Origin of the sequence: Bacillus sp. FSL W7-1034 (assembly GCF_038593365.1) — a bacterium.
GTDB classification, from domain to species: Bacteria; Bacillota; Bacilli; order Bacillales; family Bacillaceae; genus Bacillus; species Bacillus altitudinis.
The window spans coordinates 1991203-2005715 of record NZ_CP151989.1 but is presented as its reverse complement, the minus strand read 5'-3'; the positions used below and the strand labels follow the sequence as shown (position 1 = coordinate 2005715).

Sequence of the window (14513 nt, the reverse complement as noted above, 5' to 3'; positions counted from 1 at the left end):
ATCTAATCCCCCAACTCTCATTTCTCTACTTTGCATCATATGTGAAAGAGTGGAAGACGTTTGAGGAAAAGAACCACTTTATGCATAAATTAGGTGAACCAATTATAACCATCTGCTTGACGACTTAATAGAATATGTAGAGATAGAAGATTAAGTAGAATAGCGAGGCACCTGAAGAACTTCAGTACGGTGATCAGTTCAGCTCTCAGAATTTATTCTCTGATACTGAGCTGCGCGAGGGGAGAAGATCATACATGTATAGGGGAAATCGTATTTTAGCTATGATACCAGCTTTTAGCAGCAAGCAGGGACATCATGCTGAACACATTCGCGTATTGGCGGAGCGGCCGCTGATCTATTGGACCATTCAGCCATTATTACAAATGATTGAATTAGATGAAGTCATCGTATCTTCAGAGGATGTGAATACTCAAATCATTTCATCTCACTACGGAGCAAATGTGATTGAACTGCCAAGCACACATGTGACGGAACAAACACCTTCTTTAGTAGCTGTGAAGCATGCACTTGCTTATTTAGAACGAGAGGGAAAGACGTTTGATATTGTTTTGTATTTGCATCCAGCATCACCACTAAGGCAGACGGCAGATATTGAGAACTGCTTGCAGCTTCTAGTAGAGGGGGGATATGATTGTGCGGCTTCTTTTACAGAGGCGTTAGAAAATCCAAATGAAACTTGGACACTTCATGACACCAATGAAGCCAGCCTGTATAAGGACAATCATTATTTTTTTGTACCAACTCAGGAGCACCCTTATACGTATGGACGTTTAAATGGAACTGTCTATGCGTTTCATGTTCCATATGCAAAAGAATGCATTCATTCCTTTTTAGAAGGATCTGTTGGTGCATATATGATGGATCATGCGCAATCGCTTGTTGTGAAAAGTGAGGAAGATCGGAAAAAGGCAGAGAAGATTTTATTGGCTCGACAAGATGCAGAAGGAACGGCATAAGATGATGGCAATTAGAAAAAGCGCCCGGTCATAGGGCGCTTTTGACTATTTCATAAAGTCTGTAAGGCAGCGTATCAAATGTGTTCCAGCGAACGACTTGCTCGTAATTGTTCTCTGCAACCGTTTGTCTTTGTTGAGGGTTTTTTACATAGTGCTCGACCTGCTTAATCAAATCGTTTTCATGTGTGTAAAAAGCGAAGCTTGAAAATGCCTGTGACGGTTGTAGATCTGTCAACTGAAAGCCTCCGCTTGCAGCGATATCAAATGCTCTGTTGTTGAGGCTCATATTTTGAACATTGGTTTTGTTTTGATTATAGGCAAATTGCGCGGGCCTGTGCGGATTCAGAACAATGGCTGATGTTTGATAGATGTCTGCCATCTGCTCGGGACTCAGCCAGTGGGTCATCAGTGTGAGATCGCGATATCGTCTGCGTGATTTATTCAACACGCGATGCCACTCTTTTCCTGCTACGAGAATGCGCCATTTGTTTTGATGTAAGAGTGTATCGATGGCTTTGATGCGGTTTGGATAAGGGTAGCCAATGAGTGCAATGTCATAGATGCACGACTCATGTGGTGATTCTTTTTTCTGAAATACGTGTGTATTGGTTGGAATGGGAAAGTAGTGCGTGTGATCAGCGCCCATTTGTTTGTAAAATGACAAAGCACCTTCGTCAATCGTTAAGATCAGCTGTGCATCACTTACACATGCAGCTGACACATCTATATAAAAAGGGTCTTCTGTCATCCACAGTACAACGGGGATCTTTTCTTGTTTGAATTGATGAAGCAGTTCTGTTGGAATATGATCACCGATCATCATGAAAACAAAATCCGGAGAAAATGTCCGGATTTTGTGCATATGAGCGGGTAGAGTTTCCCTTTCCACCTTGACGCATGAAAAGGGGGAATCAATGAAGCTATCTTCTATCCATTGATCGAACATCCGATAGATTCCACCGTAGCCAGAGCTGATATAAAGAAGCTTCATGATGGCCCTCTCACATTAAGATGTGAACGTAACACTTTCTACTTTATCTACATCTAATAGAGTCGTTGCAGAGCCTGTAGGTGTCACAGAGCTTTCTTGTGTGACGAAAACAACACCTGTTGAAGCATCGAATGATACGAATTGTACGGGTCCGATTAAGTCACCTGAGTCCATGACAATGCTAATGACTGTTCCAGGTGCAAGTCTTGCGAAAATCCATCTTGCTGGTTGAGATACGTCGAGTGTTGTAGCAGAATCTGAAGGTGATGCTTCAGCAGCCACCTCACTAAATAAATCGTTCAATTTTTCTTCCACTTGAACTCCTCCTTCTTCGAGATTAACTGTTAACGCATGACTAAGCGGTTTGAAAAACAGCTTTAATAGCTCTTTTTTTAATTCGGCACGCTTTTCGCTCATGTTTTCCCCATCCTTTCTTCATCCATTCAAACACACCACTATGTATATGCCGTTCTCTTTTTTTGGTATAAGCAGAATGCTCATTCCTTGTTCTTTTTTTTATTTAATGACTTCACACATTTTTGAAAAATGTTTTCAAATGCTGATGCTAAATGAAGTGATCCTCATACTCTAGTAAAGATCAAACGAGAAGAAAGAGGGAATCTGAATGGAATTTGAACAACTATTAAATGGCTGGAACGAAGAATTACTAGAAACAGAAGGAATACTTGAAGTTGTGTTGATTATACTTCTTCTTCATCTTTTAGAGGAAAGTGAGGAAGGGAGTGCGTCAGAGATTAAAGAATTGCTGCGCCCGTGGCTTGAGCTCGGCATTCCGCTGCCGCGTGTTCATTTAGTCAATGGAGATGTGCTGCAAAACGTGGTTGTCGTACAATTGTTTGACTCAGTAGCAGTCTTTAAAAATGCGACAAATCAACTAAGAGTAAGTGTTCCTTATGTGAACATTGTCAGCTGGGGGGCTTTTTAATCTATTTAAAAAAGGATAATGGTCATGAAAGTATCAGTGATATTAACAAGCTACAACAAACCTGATTTCATTGAACGTGTGCTAAAGAGTGTGGTAGAACAAACGTATCAGCATTGGGAGCTTTTGATCATGGATGATGGCTCTGAACAAGAAACGATCCAAAAGATGCAGCCTTATTTAGTGGATAAGCGCATTCAATTGTATTCTCATCAAATTCATCCTGCAAACCGGCTGAAGACTGTACGTTATGCAACGCTAATTAATGAAGCATTAACACGTATAACAGGTGAGCTGGTTTGTTATGTAACTGATGATACAGTCTACAGAAAAGATCGTTTAGAGAAAATGGTCGAGGTTTTTCAATCGAAGCCTCACATAGATATCGTCTATTCCTCGCAGCGTGTCGTGCATGTGAATCAGCATTTGGTGGAAACGGCGAGCTTCGTTCGAGAAGCAGATCAAGTGTTGGAGCATGCATCCTTTCAAGTCGACCATTGCTCTGTTATGCATAGAAGCCGGCTGCTTCCGCTTATTCGTGAAAAATACGGACAATACTGGGCCGACGAACCAAAACATTGGCATCATGCTGACTCTGTGTTTTGGATGAGACTGAATCATTTTGCTGCGTTCTTTCCATTAAAAGAAGTACTTGATACCACATATAAAACGCCACAATCATTCCATCATATGTTTGCGAGTATGCCCTACGATTTAATTGACGGAGCTGTGATTGACAGAGAAGGTGCTTATTATCAAATCGCTAGCGGATATCTTCATCGCATTGACAGGCGCTGGGTGAATGAAAAGAACAGGCGTGCGATTCGTGTTCCCTCGTTATGTGCGATGAAATATGAAATGAACGAGCCGCTGACAGTCCCAAATTATACAGTCGTCACCGCAGATAACGGCAGAACATTTTATTATATTGAACATCAGACAAAAAGACGGTTTGATTCAAAACGTGATGTGCAATATTTTCAGTTTCATCAAAAGGAGATATACACGGTCACAAAACAGCAGCTGGAGACGTTTGAGGATGGCAAGATCATTCAAGTATCTCCTATATTCAGCCCACCAAATAGACGGCTGTTTAAATGGAAACAAGATGTCTATTTATTTGTGCATGATACCTTTTGCCGAATTGTTCCTGAGGTAGTGAAAATATTTGCGTTTTACCATCAGCCAATCAAACTACAACCTTCTCAATTTGCATTTTTTCAAGAAGGAAAGCCAATTGTGCCGCTGTATATGGAGTCTCTTCAGGAATTTGACTTGTCTCTTTATCAGATGTCAGGACGAAAGCACTCCTCATAAGAGGGGTGCTTTTTTTTAGAATTGACGAAAAAAGCAGGAGATCGAAAGGAAAAAGCGAAACGTGAAAAGGATAGGGGAACACGTTGAATATCATCAAACCGCTGAAAATTGGGCAATACTGTGCCGGATTTTCGGCATAGAAAGTGAGGGGGAAATAGTGGGGAAGGTTGTCGAAAGAGCGGATTGGTTTGAATTAATTTTAGAAGCTATCGATGAAGCGATTCACGTTGTAGACGATCAAGGGGTCACCATCTTTTATAATCATAATGCAGCGAAGTTCGACTGTTTAGCGAAAGAAGAGGTGATTGGCAAGTACATACTGGATGTGTATCCTTCATTAACTGAAAAGACAAGTACACTCATGCATGTACTTAGAACAGGAAAACCCATTTATCATTCGTTGCAAACCTATTTGAATAAAAATGGAGAAAAAATTGAGACTGTCAACACCACACTGCCCATTATGGAAGGCAGCAAGTTAATTGGGGCGGTAGAAGTAGCGAAGGATGTGTCGAAGCTGTCGGCGCTTTCGAATCGTTTAGATCAAAAAAAACGAACGGATGGTGCCGTGGAGACCACTCAAATGCTCGATTTTTCTTCATTTTTAACAAATGATCCACACTTAAAAGAGATGCTGGAAAAAGCGAAAAAAGCTGCTGCATATCCTTCATCGGTTATGGTCTTCGGGGAAACTGGGACAGGAAAAGAGGTACTCGTACAAGCGATTGTTCATGCATCTGATCGGAAAGATCAAGTCTTTATCCCGCAAAACTGCGCTGCTCTTCCAGAATCGCTGCTTGAAAGTCTTTTATTCGGGTCTGTCAAAGGAAGTTATACGGGCGCAATAGATCGCAAGGGGCTGTTTGAGTTAGCAGATGGCGGTACGCTTTTTCTTGATGAGCTGCAAGCGATGCCGCTTACGCTTCAAACAAAATTACTGCGTGTGTTAGAGGATGGTGTTGTCCGCCGGATAGGTGATGCAAAGGCGGTTCAAGTAAATGTCAGAGTGATTACTGCCCTCAATATCGACCCATTTGAAGCCGTTAAAAAACAAATGTTAAGAGAAGACTTATTTTATAGACTGCATGTGTCATCATTTCATATCCCGCCGCTTCGCACAAGGAAGCATGATATCCAGCTGTTATCCCGCCACTTTATTCAAACGTATCATCAGCAATTTTCTAAAAACGTCAACCGCCTTTCTGAAGAAACCGTCCAAGTATTTATGGCCCATCAGTGGCCAGGGAATGTCAGAGAATTAAAACATACGATCGAGCATGCCGTCTTGATGATGCCAAAGGAAGCAGAAGAAATCACCCCAGCATATCTCCCTGCTCATTTGCGGACGCATCAGATAGAAAGTCATCCGCCAGAGTCCTCATTAAAAAGTCAAGTGACGTCATTTGAACAAACGCTGATTCAAGAAGCTTTAAGACAGCACGCAGGGAATATTAAGCAAACGGCAGCCGCTTTAAAAATTCCTCGACAAACATTGCAGTATAAACTAAAAAAATATACAGATGCCGAAAAGTAGGCACTTCAAACAGGTGAATTTGACGGAAAAGCTCCTTTTGTAAAGAATAGGGGCATTTTCCCATGTTGGCACATAACTTGCATAGTATAAAGTGAATGCTGATAGGGGGAATGGATATGAATCAAAAACTGTATCAACCTGCGCGACATTGGAAGGACATTGAACTTTGGAAGGACGTACCCGAGGAAAAGTGGAACGACTGGATTTGGCAGCTGACGCATACGGTCAAAACGCTTGAAGATTTAGAAAAAGTCGTGAACTTAACAGAAGAGGAAAAAGAAGGGGTGAAGATTTCTACGAAAACCATTCCACTCAACATTACACCCTACTATGCCTCACTGATGAATCCAGACGATCCAAGATGCCCAATTCGTATGCAGTCTGTACCGATTGCAGAGGAGCTTCATAAAACAAAATATGACCTCGAAGATCCGCTCCATGAAGATGAGGATTCACCTGTTCCAGGTTTAACGCACCGCTACCCAGATCGTGTGCTGTTTCTTGTCACAAATCAGTGCTCCATGTACTGCCGCTATTGTACGAGAAGGCGCTTTTCCGGTCAGATCGGGATGGGTGTGCCGAAAAAGCAATTAGATGCCGCCATTGGATATATTAGAGAAACCCCTGAAGTGCGGGATGTGTTAATTTCAGGCGGTGACGGGCTGTTAATTAATGATCAAGTGCTTGAATACATTTTGAAAAACTTACGAGACATTCCTCACGTTGAAATCATTCGAATTGGAACACGTGCGCCGGTCGTGTTTCCACAGCGAATTACAGATGAATTGTGTGAGATTTTAAAAAAATATCATCCTGTTTGGCTGAACACTCACTTTAATACAAGCATTGAAATCACAAAAGAAGCGAAAGAAGCGTGTGAGCGACTTGTCAATGCTGGCGTGCCTGTTGGTAATCAGGCGGTGATCCTAGCAGGAATTAACGACAGTGTTCCAATTATGAAGAAGCTGATGCATGATCTCGTCATGATTCGCGTCAGACCTTATTATATTTATCAATGTGATTTATCTGAGGGGATCGGCCACTTTAGAACACCGGTTTCAAAAGGCCTTGAAATCATTGAAGGTTTAAGAGGACATACGAGTGGTTATGCTGTGCCAAGCTTTGTTGTAGATGCACCAGGTGGAGGAGGTAAGATCACCTTACAGCCAAATTATTTATTATCTCAAAGCCCAGAGAAAGTGGTCCTGCGTAACTTTGAAGGTGTGATCACCTCTTATCCGGAGCCAGAACATTACGTCGCCGGCCAAGCGGATGCGTATTTTAATGAAATCTATGAAGAAAAGAAAGAACCCGCCATTGGCATAACAGCTCTATTTGAGGATGAAGCAAGATCCTTTACGCCTGAAAATTTAAGCCGAATGAAACGAAGAGAGTCTTATGAAACGAATCCTGAACATGATACGCTCAAAAACAAACGCGAAAAACGAGATGAATTAAAAGAGAAGAAATATCAAGCCCAGCTCAAAAAAGAACAAACCGTAAAGGAGGAGAAATAACGTTGCTGACATGTGATTGGTGTGAGGAGAAGAAAGCGAACGCAGGACAGACCACAGTCTATTGGGAACTCATCACGGGCACACAATCGATTGAAATTTTGGAAACGCCTTCGATTTCTTGCACGCATTGCGGGATGACGTATCAGAAGGATGAGACAGTAAAAGAGATAGAAGATCAATTAATTTTAGTCGATCAAACAAAACTTCCAGAAAAAATCTCATATGAAGAATTAATGAGCATGGAGCGGTTATTAAAGCGTAATTACTTTGATTTTTCTTCATAAGTTGTACCTCCGCCTATACAAGTCATCAAATTCCTGTATAATATAACAACAAAATAGAGTGTCGCGGAGGGAAAAACAGGTGAAGTCGTTTTACCATTATTTAATGAAGTACAGACATCCAAAACCGAAGGATGAAATCAGTCATTTTGCAAATGCTGCTTATGAAGATCACAGCTTTCCTAAAGCATCCACTGATTATCATGAGCTATGTGCCTATTTAGAGTTAAATGGGGACTATTTAAGCTCCATGACGACATTTGATGAGGCTTTTGAGCAATACGAAGTAGAAGTCAAAAAAAAATAACACACACAACCGCTTGTTCCGTATGGAAGAAGCGGTTTTTTCATGAAGAAATAAAATGGCGTTTTGCATGGTGTTGTTGCCCATGCAGAATTCCTTGCGCCGGCATACGATACGTTAAGACCAAAAGTCGGGCAAGGGGGAGACAGAATGAAGGCGAAAGCACCAAAATATAAAGTAGGGGATATTGTCGTCGTTGTCATGTACGGCACAGTTGGAACGATAACAAAAGTCCATCAAATTGACCAGCATTATCTATATGAGGTCAATCATAATGAGGTGCTTTATTTTGAAACATCACTTCAGCTTTACGATGAGTACGACGGGGTGATTGTAGATACAGAAAAGCTGGACATTGAATATGAGTTCCTCATTGGCGATGTTGTATATGTAAAGGATTACGGGAAAGAGCTATTTAAAATCATTGGCCATCGGACTGAGATATGGCGCTACCTTGAAGATGGCTGGGAAGATGTCATTTATGAACTGACAAGGTTAAAAGACGGAGAATGGCTGGAAACAGAAGAAGAAGACTTGACGCTTGTCCTAAGGAAATATGAGATGGATCAGTTTGTTCATCAGCTTCTTTTTGTGCATTACGTTGGAGAAACCTCAAAAGAAATAGAGGAAGATATGGTGCAAACCGCTCTATTACAGTTAGAAGAGAAACAAGAAAGCGAAGCATCACTAGAATTTCTCGCTGTATCTATAGTGGATGAGCTTCTTGATATTTACAATGATTATAAAATTCTCTATGAATTTTTCAAAGACCAAGAATATAAGGATATGATGGACTTTATTTTGGAAAGTTTAAACGAACATTTTGGTTAAAAGAAGACTTGTCCTAACACGAATAAAAAGTAAGGAACACAGAAAAAAGCAATCACATAAAACCATCCCCTCAAGATACGGCCCATCACCTGATCAAAAGTATGTCCATCTAAAATGCTTAACCATTTCATTGCCCCATGCCCCTTTTCTTTTCGTTTACTGCATTTATATGTATGGAATGAGCCATTATGACAAATTGTAATAAAAATAAGGCGACGTTCATACATCATAAAAAAGGAGGCGGAAAGCAATGAAAGAAGCAGATTTGGTGATTGATACAGAGGAAATTGCAGAATTCTTCTACACGGAGCTGGTCAAAAGAGGGTACATACCATCTGAGCTGGAAACGTTTGAGCTTGCCGATATTACATTTGAATATATGCTGAGGAAAGCAATGATAGTTGAAGAAGAGGCGCGGTAGGCACTATACTTTGAAGAGATTCTGAGTAGAAAGGGAGGGGAATTGTTTCGCGTGTATGTCATCATTTTTTTCCTTTTGTTTGGCGCCATCGCTGCGCTTATGGTGTCTGGCATGTTCCAGGAGTTGGACAACCAGATCATCTTATCGTTTGAAAACATCAGACTTCCTTTTTTAAATGATGTCATGCTGACTTTGACTGACTTTGGTATCAGTGCGCTGCTTGTCCCAATCATGCTCATCTTTAGCGTGGTGCTGTTTATGTATAAACGCTACCACTCTATTATGCTGCTTTTTCTACTATATATAGCAGAAAAAACGGTCAATCATGAACTGAAAGGACTGTTTGCTAGAGAGCGTCCAGCCTTTGATCATCTAGTGAATGAGACCTATTACAGCTTTCCGAGCGGTCATTCTATGAATGCAGCAACGATCTATCCATTTATCGCCTATCTATTAATTGAAATGGTTCCGTGGCTGAAAAAGAGACAAAAAGCAGTCTACATGGTGACAGGATGTTGTGTGCTGATGATCGGCATCAGCAGGATGTATATCGGTGTTCATTATGTCACTGATGTAGCAGGGGGCTTTGCGATAGGACTAGCTTTATTTCTCATATGTAAAAAGATTGACGAAAAATTGTCCGTCATTCGACAAAAATAGAAGAAGGAAATTCATAGATCCCAGCCAATTTTATATAAAAGGGGAGGGATTTGAATGCAATTGACGTTGAGATTTTTTCAAAAGAAACCTTCAGCTTATCACTTAACCATTTATCAAACACCTGAATATGGTGCAGAAAGCGGGCATCAGCCTGTGTACCGGACAAAGATTGGCGGCAGGACACACCTTGATGTACTAGAAAAAGCATTCTCGACATTTAATGTACAAGATACAGTCCCTAATGATTACAATGCACGGTTTATCACAACAGGGGATATCGTTGTGATTGATGACCAGAAAAAAGGGAAGTGCTACTACCAGCTCTTTCCGGCAGGATGGAAACGCAGTGAACGCCTAATGACGATGAGTTAAATATAAACGACGATGCCAGCTTTACTTTCAGCTGGTATTTTCTTTTTTGATCTCAATCGTTTATAATAAATGGGACTAAACACATGTTAAACGTAAGTGGAGGCTAAAAAATGAGTGTACATATTGGAGCAGAAAAAGGACAAATTGCAGAAACGGTATTGCTGCCAGGCGATCCGCTTCGTGCGAAATATATTGCAGATACATATTTAGAAGATGTTGTGTGCTATAACGAAGTGCGCGGCATGTATGGTTATACTGGAACATATAAAGGAAAACGCATTTCTGTACAAGGTACTGGAATGGGCGTACCGTCTATTTCGATCTATGTGAATGAGCTGATCCAAAGCTATGATGTTCAAAGCTTAATCCGTGTCGGTTCTTGCGGAGCGATCAAAAAAGATGTCAATGTACGTGACGTCATCTTAGCTCAAACATCATCAACAGATTCTCAAATGAACCGTGTGGCATTTGGACCGATTGATTACGCACCATGTGCTGATTTTGGTTTACTGAAAAAAGCCTACGACACAGCAGAAGCGAAAAATGTAGCTGTGCGTGTTGGGAATGTATTTACAGCAGACCAATTTTATAATGAAAAACCACTTGAGCTGATGGACCAATATGGAATTCTAGCGATCGAAATGGAGACAACGGCTCTTTATACGCTTGCTGCAAAATTTGGCAGAAAAGCGTTGTCGATTCTGACAGTGAGTGATCATGTGCTAACAGGAGAAGAAACAACTGCTGAAGAGCGTCAAACGACATTTGACGAAATGATCTTAATTGCACTAGATTCTGTTTTATAATAGTATAAAGGGTGTGCTACGATGTAGCGCATCTTTATTTTTTTAGTAGAGCAAAAGGAAGGTATGTCATGAAGAAAAGCTATAAAATACTCTCAATCGCATCGATTCTTGGTTTGACGGCCGCATTATCAGGTTGCCAGTTGCTGGATCAGAAAAGCGGTACCACTGAATCTAACAAAACAAACGAACAAAAGAACGCAGCAAGTTCATCACCCCAGCAAAACTCAAACGATACGGCAGATTCATCTAATCAAGAGCTGACGTTAAAGAGTGAATATTTCAATGACATCAAGGTAGTGAGCGGACTGAAGACCATTCAAAACCCTGAAAATGTGCTTGCTTTAGTGAACAAAGAATATGCACTGCCAGGAACCTATAAACCTTCTGATCTCGTTGTACCAAAAGTGGAATTCTCTTTTTCAGAGGATATTGAAAAACGATATATTCGAAAAGAAGCAGCGGAGGCACTTGCGAAGTTATTCAAAGGTGCTAAAAAGGAAAACTTTGAGCTTGCTGCAGTATCGGGCTATCGTTCCTATGACCGTCAAAAAGTCATTTTTGATAGTGAAGTGAAACTAAAAGGGAAAGAAAAAGCCCAAGAAGCCGTAGCCTTACCAGGGGAAAGTGAACATCAAACAGGTCTAGCTATGGATATTTCCTCAAAAAGTGCCGGCTTTGAAATCTCTGAAAAATTTGGTGAAACACCTGATGGTAAATGGGTAGCCAAAAATGCTTATAAATATGGCTTTATCATTCGTTATCCAAAAGGGAAAGAAGACATCACGAAATATGAATATGAGCCGTGGCACCTGCGCTATGTAGGGAAAGAAGCTGCAAAAGCGATGCATGATCATGATTTAACATTCGAAGAGTACATGAACAAAGTGAAGAAAATATAAACAAATAAAAGGCCTCCCGAAGCTGGGAGGCCTTCTTTTATACGCCGTTTTAAAAAAAGAGCAAACCTGCTAATGCGAAGCCGGTAATAAAACCGAGTCCAATGCCATAAGCTGGACCCCAGCCATAATAGCCTCCGTAATAACCTCCGTAATAGCCAAATCCTAAGCCCCCGCGGGACCCGCCGACTGGTCGGATATAAACTTTGCGGTTTGTCACCCGCTCAATACGTCCAACATGTACTCTGCCATGACGATCAGTAATTCTAGCTACTTTCCCCATATGCTGCTGACAAAGTTTATAGTAGCGCTCCATGTTTTTCCTCCTTATGACAAACTCTTTTCACTCTTATCCTATGCGAAAGACTTCATAGAGTTTGGACAAAACATATAGGAGATTCGCTCATTTTATACTGTACATTCAAATACAAGGTGACTCAGATGTTCTCGGTGTGTTTGAATCAGGTCATAGTGTGTCTGCAATGTATCATAAAGAGAAGGTGGTATTTGATCTGATAATTCCATTTCGGTCGGCTCCTCCTGCACCATGTGCTCATCGAATGAGAGAATCTGAATGTCACGGAATCCTGCGGACGCTAACTGTTTTTTCCATTCAGAAAATGAAAAGAGGGAGTGAAACCCATAAAACTCCCGAATGGCTGCCTGTTCTTTTGAGGAAATCGGCACTTTTAACACAGCCTCATTTGCGATCAATTGTTTTCCAGGAGCAAGCACCCGTTTTATCTCAGCAAGCGCAGCAGGTAAATGGGTGAAGCTTAAAACAGATTCACTGATCAGTAGAGAGAACGAGTCATCCGCAAATGGCAGGTGTTCGATCGATCCTTGCTGTGCACGGAAAGGTAGTTGTTCCCGCTCGAATCGCAGATTGGCTTTTTCAATCATCAAAGGGTGTGTATCAATCGCCTCTACTTCATAACCTAAATGTCCTAAATAGGTGGCTGTTTGTCCTGTGCCGCATCCAACATCCAGTATACGATCGTCAGACGCCAAGTTAAGATGCTCAATCATCGTTTTTGTTAGCTCAATTCCACCAGGATGGGCACCTGATACCCCAAAATAGGCAAGCATTTCTACATAGTCACTCATGGAATCCCTTCTTTCTTTATCATGTTTCTCTCTAAAGATTATGCATTGCAGGGCTAAATGGCTTATCTTTTCAAATAGAAGTTTGATCCTTTGGTTGACGGATGAAGAATCGTCCTTGATAATAATGAAAGGAGATAAAGGTGGTGTTTTTTTGAAAAAACAATTCAAGTTCGTGATAGCCATTCTGGTGACAGCAGCACTTTCCTCAGCGATTACATTTGTGATCACAAAACAAGGTGCTGTCAGCGTTTCAGGAGATGAGAAGTTTAGTAAACTCATGGCTGCATATACGAAGGTAAAAAACGAGTATTACGAAAAAACGGATGATCAAAAACTAGTAGACGGTGCGATTCAAGGCATGATTGCATCACTTGATGATCCATACTCTACATATATGGATCAGGAGGAAGCCGAAGGGTTTAACAACACCATTTCATCTTCATTTGAAGGAATTGGTGCACAAGTAGAAGAGAAGGATGGACAAATTTTAATTGTCGCACCGATTAAAGGCTCTCCTGCTGAAAAAGCTGGTTTGAAACCTCATGATCGTATTTTAAAAGTGGATAGTAAAAGTACAAAAGGTATGTCAGTGAATAAAGCCGTTTCTCTTATCAGAGGGAAAAAAGGAACGGATGTCAAACTGCATTTGAACCGACAAGGTGTTGGAAATGTGGATGTGACAATCACAAGAGATACCATCCCGCTTGAAACGGTGTATGCTAAACTAACAAAAGATAAAATAGGCGAAATCCAAATCACGTCTTTTGCTGAAACGACGTCTAAAGAGTTAGATAAAGCGATTGATGACCTCGAGAAAAAAGGGGCAAAAGGTTTTGTCATTGATCTGAGAGATAATCCAGGCGGCATTATGACAGAAGCAATTGAAATGAGCAATGACTTTATCGATAAAGGAAAAGTCATTATGCAGGTTGAGGAAAAAGGAAAGAAACAAGTGTACAAAGCGGAAAAAGAACGCAAAGTTCATCAGCCGGCAGTTGTTCTTGTAAACGGCGGTTCAGCGAGTGCTGCTGAAATCATGGCGGCAGCTCTGCACCAATCCTCTAGCATTCAACTTGTTGGAGAAAAGACATTTGGTAAAGGGACTGTTCAAAATGCCCAAAGCTACAATGATGGTTCTAGTGTGAAATTAACCATTGCCAAGTGGCTGACACCAGACGGGTCTTGGATTCACAAAAAAGGAATTGAGCCACAGGTGAAAGCATCTCTGCCGAGTTATGCGAAGCTGCCATATTTAAGTCCGAAAAAGACGTATCAACTGAATGATGATGGAGATGAAGTCAAAGCGGCTCAAAAAATGTTCCAAGCGCTTGGCTACAAAGCAAAAGCCAATGGAGAATATGATCAAGCATTCCAGTCGGTCGTGAAAAGGTTCCAATCAGATCACGATCTAAAGGCTGATGGTATTCTGACAGGGGACACAACGACGGTACTGATGACAAACATCCAAGATAAGCTCAAGAAAAATGATACGCAAATGAAAAAAGCCATTGAAGTGTTGAAAAAAGAAATGAAATAGAAAAAGCAGCCCTCATCAG

General features: G+C 41.1%; 19 protein-coding genes. 14 read left to right on the top strand and 5 right to left on the bottom strand.

Annotated elements, in window-relative coordinates; all coding sequences use genetic code 11:
• The first annotated feature begins 254 nt into the window (after positions 1 to 254).
• A complete protein-coding gene (locus tag NST73_RS10155) occupies positions 255 to 977 on the top strand; it encodes an acylneuraminate cytidylyltransferase (protein WP_058336733.1) in 723 nt (240 codons plus the stop codon).
• 28 nt (positions 978 to 1005) lie between these two features.
• Here NST73_RS10155 and NST73_RS10150 read toward each other — a convergent pair whose 3' ends face one another.
• Together NST73_RS10150 and NST73_RS10145 are read right to left on the bottom strand one after the other, a co-directional pair.
• Entirely contained in the window at positions 1006 to 1800 is a 795-nt protein-coding gene (locus NST73_RS10150; protein ID WP_235672201.1) for a DUF3880 domain-containing protein, read from the bottom strand.
• A gap of 183 nt (positions 1801 to 1983) precedes the next feature.
• Positions 1984 to 2385, bottom strand: coding sequence for a hypothetical protein (locus NST73_RS10145; RefSeq protein WP_007500770.1), 402 nt, complete (start codon positions 2383 to 2385; stop codon positions 1984 to 1986).
• 208 nt (positions 2386 to 2593) lie between these two features.
• On the opposite strand from NST73_RS10145, the gene cgeC reads away from it, so the two are divergent.
• The 7 genes from cgeC (at position 2594) to NST73_RS10110 (ending at position 8695) form a co-directional block, all read left to right on the top strand.
• On the top strand, positions 2594 to 2914 hold the full coding sequence (gene cgeC / locus NST73_RS10140) for a spore maturation protein CgeC (RefSeq protein WP_007500768.1): 321 nt from the start codon (positions 2594 to 2596) through the stop codon (positions 2912 to 2914).
• 18 nt (positions 2915 to 2932) lie between these two features.
• Complete coding sequence (locus tag NST73_RS10135; protein WP_144679469.1) at positions 2933 to 4228, top strand: glycosyltransferase family 2 protein; 1296 nt, start codon at positions 2933 to 2935, stop codon at positions 4226 to 4228.
• Between the two features lie 157 nt (positions 4229 to 4385).
• Positions 4386 to 5762 (top strand): sigma 54-interacting transcriptional regulator, encoded by a 1377-nt coding sequence (locus NST73_RS10130; protein WP_065460575.1) that lies wholly within the window; start codon positions 4386 to 4388, stop codon positions 5760 to 5762.
• Positions 5763 to 5878: 116 nt separating this feature from the next.
• Positions 5879 to 7279, top strand: a complete 1401-nt coding sequence (ablA, locus tag NST73_RS10125) for a lysine 2,3-aminomutase (protein WP_008346434.1) — start codon at positions 5879 to 5881, stop codon at positions 7277 to 7279.
• A 2-nt stretch (positions 7280 to 7281) separates the two neighbouring features.
• Complete coding sequence (locus NST73_RS10120) at positions 7282 to 7563, top strand: YokU family protein (RefSeq protein WP_024718564.1); 282 nt, start codon at positions 7282 to 7284, stop codon at positions 7561 to 7563.
• A 79-nt stretch (positions 7564 to 7642) separates the two neighbouring features.
• The gene (locus NST73_RS10115) at positions 7643 to 7867 is read left to right on the top strand and encodes a YozE family protein (protein WP_003215834.1); all 225 of its coding nucleotides are present in this window, start codon (positions 7643 to 7645) and stop codon (positions 7865 to 7867) included.
• 147 nt (positions 7868 to 8014) lie between these two features.
• A complete protein-coding gene (locus NST73_RS10110) occupies positions 8015 to 8695 on the top strand; it encodes a hypothetical protein (protein ID WP_144679471.1) in 681 nt (226 codons plus the stop codon).
• Here NST73_RS10110 and NST73_RS10105 read toward each other — a convergent pair.
• The gene (locus NST73_RS10105) at positions 8692 to 8826 is read right to left on the bottom strand and encodes a hypothetical protein (protein ID WP_017359686.1); all 135 of its coding nucleotides are present in this window, start codon (positions 8824 to 8826) and stop codon (positions 8692 to 8694) included. The two genes, NST73_RS10110 and NST73_RS10105, sit on opposite strands and share 4 nt — an antisense overlap.
• Positions 8827 to 8945: 119 nt before the next feature.
• Between NST73_RS10105 and NST73_RS10100 the strand changes: the two genes are divergently transcribed.
• The 5 genes from NST73_RS10100 (at position 8946) to NST73_RS10080 (ending at position 11853) form a co-directional block, all read left to right on the top strand.
• Complete coding sequence (locus tag NST73_RS10100; protein ID WP_008346445.1) at positions 8946 to 9116, top strand: YozD family protein; 171 nt, start codon at positions 8946 to 8948, stop codon at positions 9114 to 9116.
• Between the two features lie 51 nt (positions 9117 to 9167).
• Positions 9168 to 9776 (top strand): phosphatase PAP2 family protein, encoded by a 609-nt coding sequence (locus NST73_RS10095; protein ID WP_047946640.1) that lies wholly within the window; start codon positions 9168 to 9170, stop codon positions 9774 to 9776.
• A gap of 54 nt (positions 9777 to 9830) precedes the next feature.
• A complete protein-coding gene (locus tag NST73_RS10090) occupies positions 9831 to 10148 on the top strand; it encodes a hypothetical protein (protein ID WP_007500756.1) in 318 nt (105 codons plus the stop codon).
• Positions 10149 to 10258: 110 nt separating this feature from the next.
• The gene (gene deoD / locus NST73_RS10085) at positions 10259 to 10954 is read left to right on the top strand and encodes a purine-nucleoside phosphorylase (protein WP_144679473.1); all 696 of its coding nucleotides are present in this window, start codon (positions 10259 to 10261) and stop codon (positions 10952 to 10954) included.
• 68 nt (positions 10955 to 11022) lie between these two features.
• Positions 11023 to 11853 carry a M15 family metallopeptidase gene (locus tag NST73_RS10080; protein ID WP_017367458.1) on the top strand — a complete coding sequence of 277 codons (831 nt, stop codon included), beginning with the start codon at positions 11023 to 11025 and terminating at the stop codon, positions 11851 to 11853.
• 49 nt (positions 11854 to 11902) lie between these two features.
• Here NST73_RS10080 and NST73_RS10075 read toward each other — a convergent pair whose 3' ends face one another.
• Both NST73_RS10075 and NST73_RS10070 read right to left on the bottom strand, forming a co-directional pair.
• A complete protein-coding gene (locus tag NST73_RS10075) occupies positions 11903 to 12166 on the bottom strand; it encodes a hypothetical protein (RefSeq protein ID WP_024718566.1) in 264 nt (87 codons plus the stop codon).
• 92 nt (positions 12167 to 12258) lie between these two features.
• Positions 12259 to 12957 (bottom strand): class I SAM-dependent methyltransferase, encoded by a 699-nt coding sequence (locus NST73_RS10070; RefSeq protein WP_144679475.1) that lies wholly within the window; start codon positions 12955 to 12957, stop codon positions 12259 to 12261.
• A 151-nt stretch (positions 12958 to 13108) separates the two neighbouring features.
• Here NST73_RS10070 and NST73_RS10065 point away from each other — a divergent pair, with 151 nt between their 5' ends.
• Complete coding sequence (locus NST73_RS10065) at positions 13109 to 14494, top strand: S41 family peptidase (RefSeq protein WP_135009166.1); 1386 nt, start codon at positions 13109 to 13111, stop codon at positions 14492 to 14494.
• The last annotated feature ends 19 nt before the right edge of the window (positions 14495 to 14513 follow it).

What these genes read in the sequence shown, in the direction of transcription:
- NST73_RS10080 (WP_017367458.1), top strand. Translation starts at nt 11,023, where the DNA reads ATGAAGAAAAGCTATAAAATACTCTCAATCGCATCGATTCTTGGTTTG.
- ablA (WP_008346434.1), top strand. Translation starts at nt 5,879, where the DNA reads ATGAATCAAAAACTGTATCAACCTGCGCGACATTGGAAGGACATTGAA.
- NST73_RS10135 (WP_144679469.1), top strand. Translation starts at nt 2,933, where the DNA reads ATGGTCATGAAAGTATCAGTGATATTAACAAGCTACAACAAACCTGAT.
- NST73_RS10155 (WP_058336733.1), top strand. Translation starts at nt 255, where the DNA reads ATGTATAGGGGAAATCGTATTTTAGCTATGATACCAGCTTTTAGCAGC.
- NST73_RS10075 (WP_024718566.1), bottom strand. Translation starts at nt 12,166, where the DNA reads ATGGAGCGCTACTATAAACTTTGTCAGCAGCATATGGGGAAAGTAGCT.
- deoD (WP_144679473.1), top strand. Translation starts at nt 10,259, where the DNA reads ATGAGTGTACATATTGGAGCAGAAAAAGGACAAATTGCAGAAACGGTA.
- NST73_RS10110 (WP_144679471.1), top strand. Translation starts at nt 8,015, where the DNA reads ATGAAGGCGAAAGCACCAAAATATAAAGTAGGGGATATTGTCGTCGTT.
- NST73_RS10090 (WP_007500756.1), top strand. Translation starts at nt 9,831, where the DNA reads ATGCAATTGACGTTGAGATTTTTTCAAAAGAAACCTTCAGCTTATCAC.
- NST73_RS10145 (WP_007500770.1), bottom strand. Translation starts at nt 2,385, where the DNA reads ATGAGCGAAAAGCGTGCCGAATTAAAAAAAGAGCTATTAAAGCTGTTT.
- NST73_RS10070 (WP_144679475.1), bottom strand. Translation starts at nt 12,957, where the DNA reads ATGAGTGACTATGTAGAAATGCTTGCCTATTTTGGGGTATCAGGTGCC.
- cgeC (WP_007500768.1), top strand. Translation starts at nt 2,594, where the DNA reads ATGGAATTTGAACAACTATTAAATGGCTGGAACGAAGAATTACTAGAA.
- NST73_RS10105 (WP_017359686.1), bottom strand. Translation starts at nt 8,826, where the DNA reads ATGAAATGGTTAAGCATTTTAGATGGACATACTTTTGATCAGGTGATG.
- NST73_RS10150 (WP_235672201.1), bottom strand. Translation starts at nt 1,800, where the DNA reads ATGATGATCGGTGATCATATTCCAACAGAACTGCTTCATCAATTCAAA.
- NST73_RS10100 (WP_008346445.1), top strand. Translation starts at nt 8,946, where the DNA reads ATGAAAGAAGCAGATTTGGTGATTGATACAGAGGAAATTGCAGAATTC.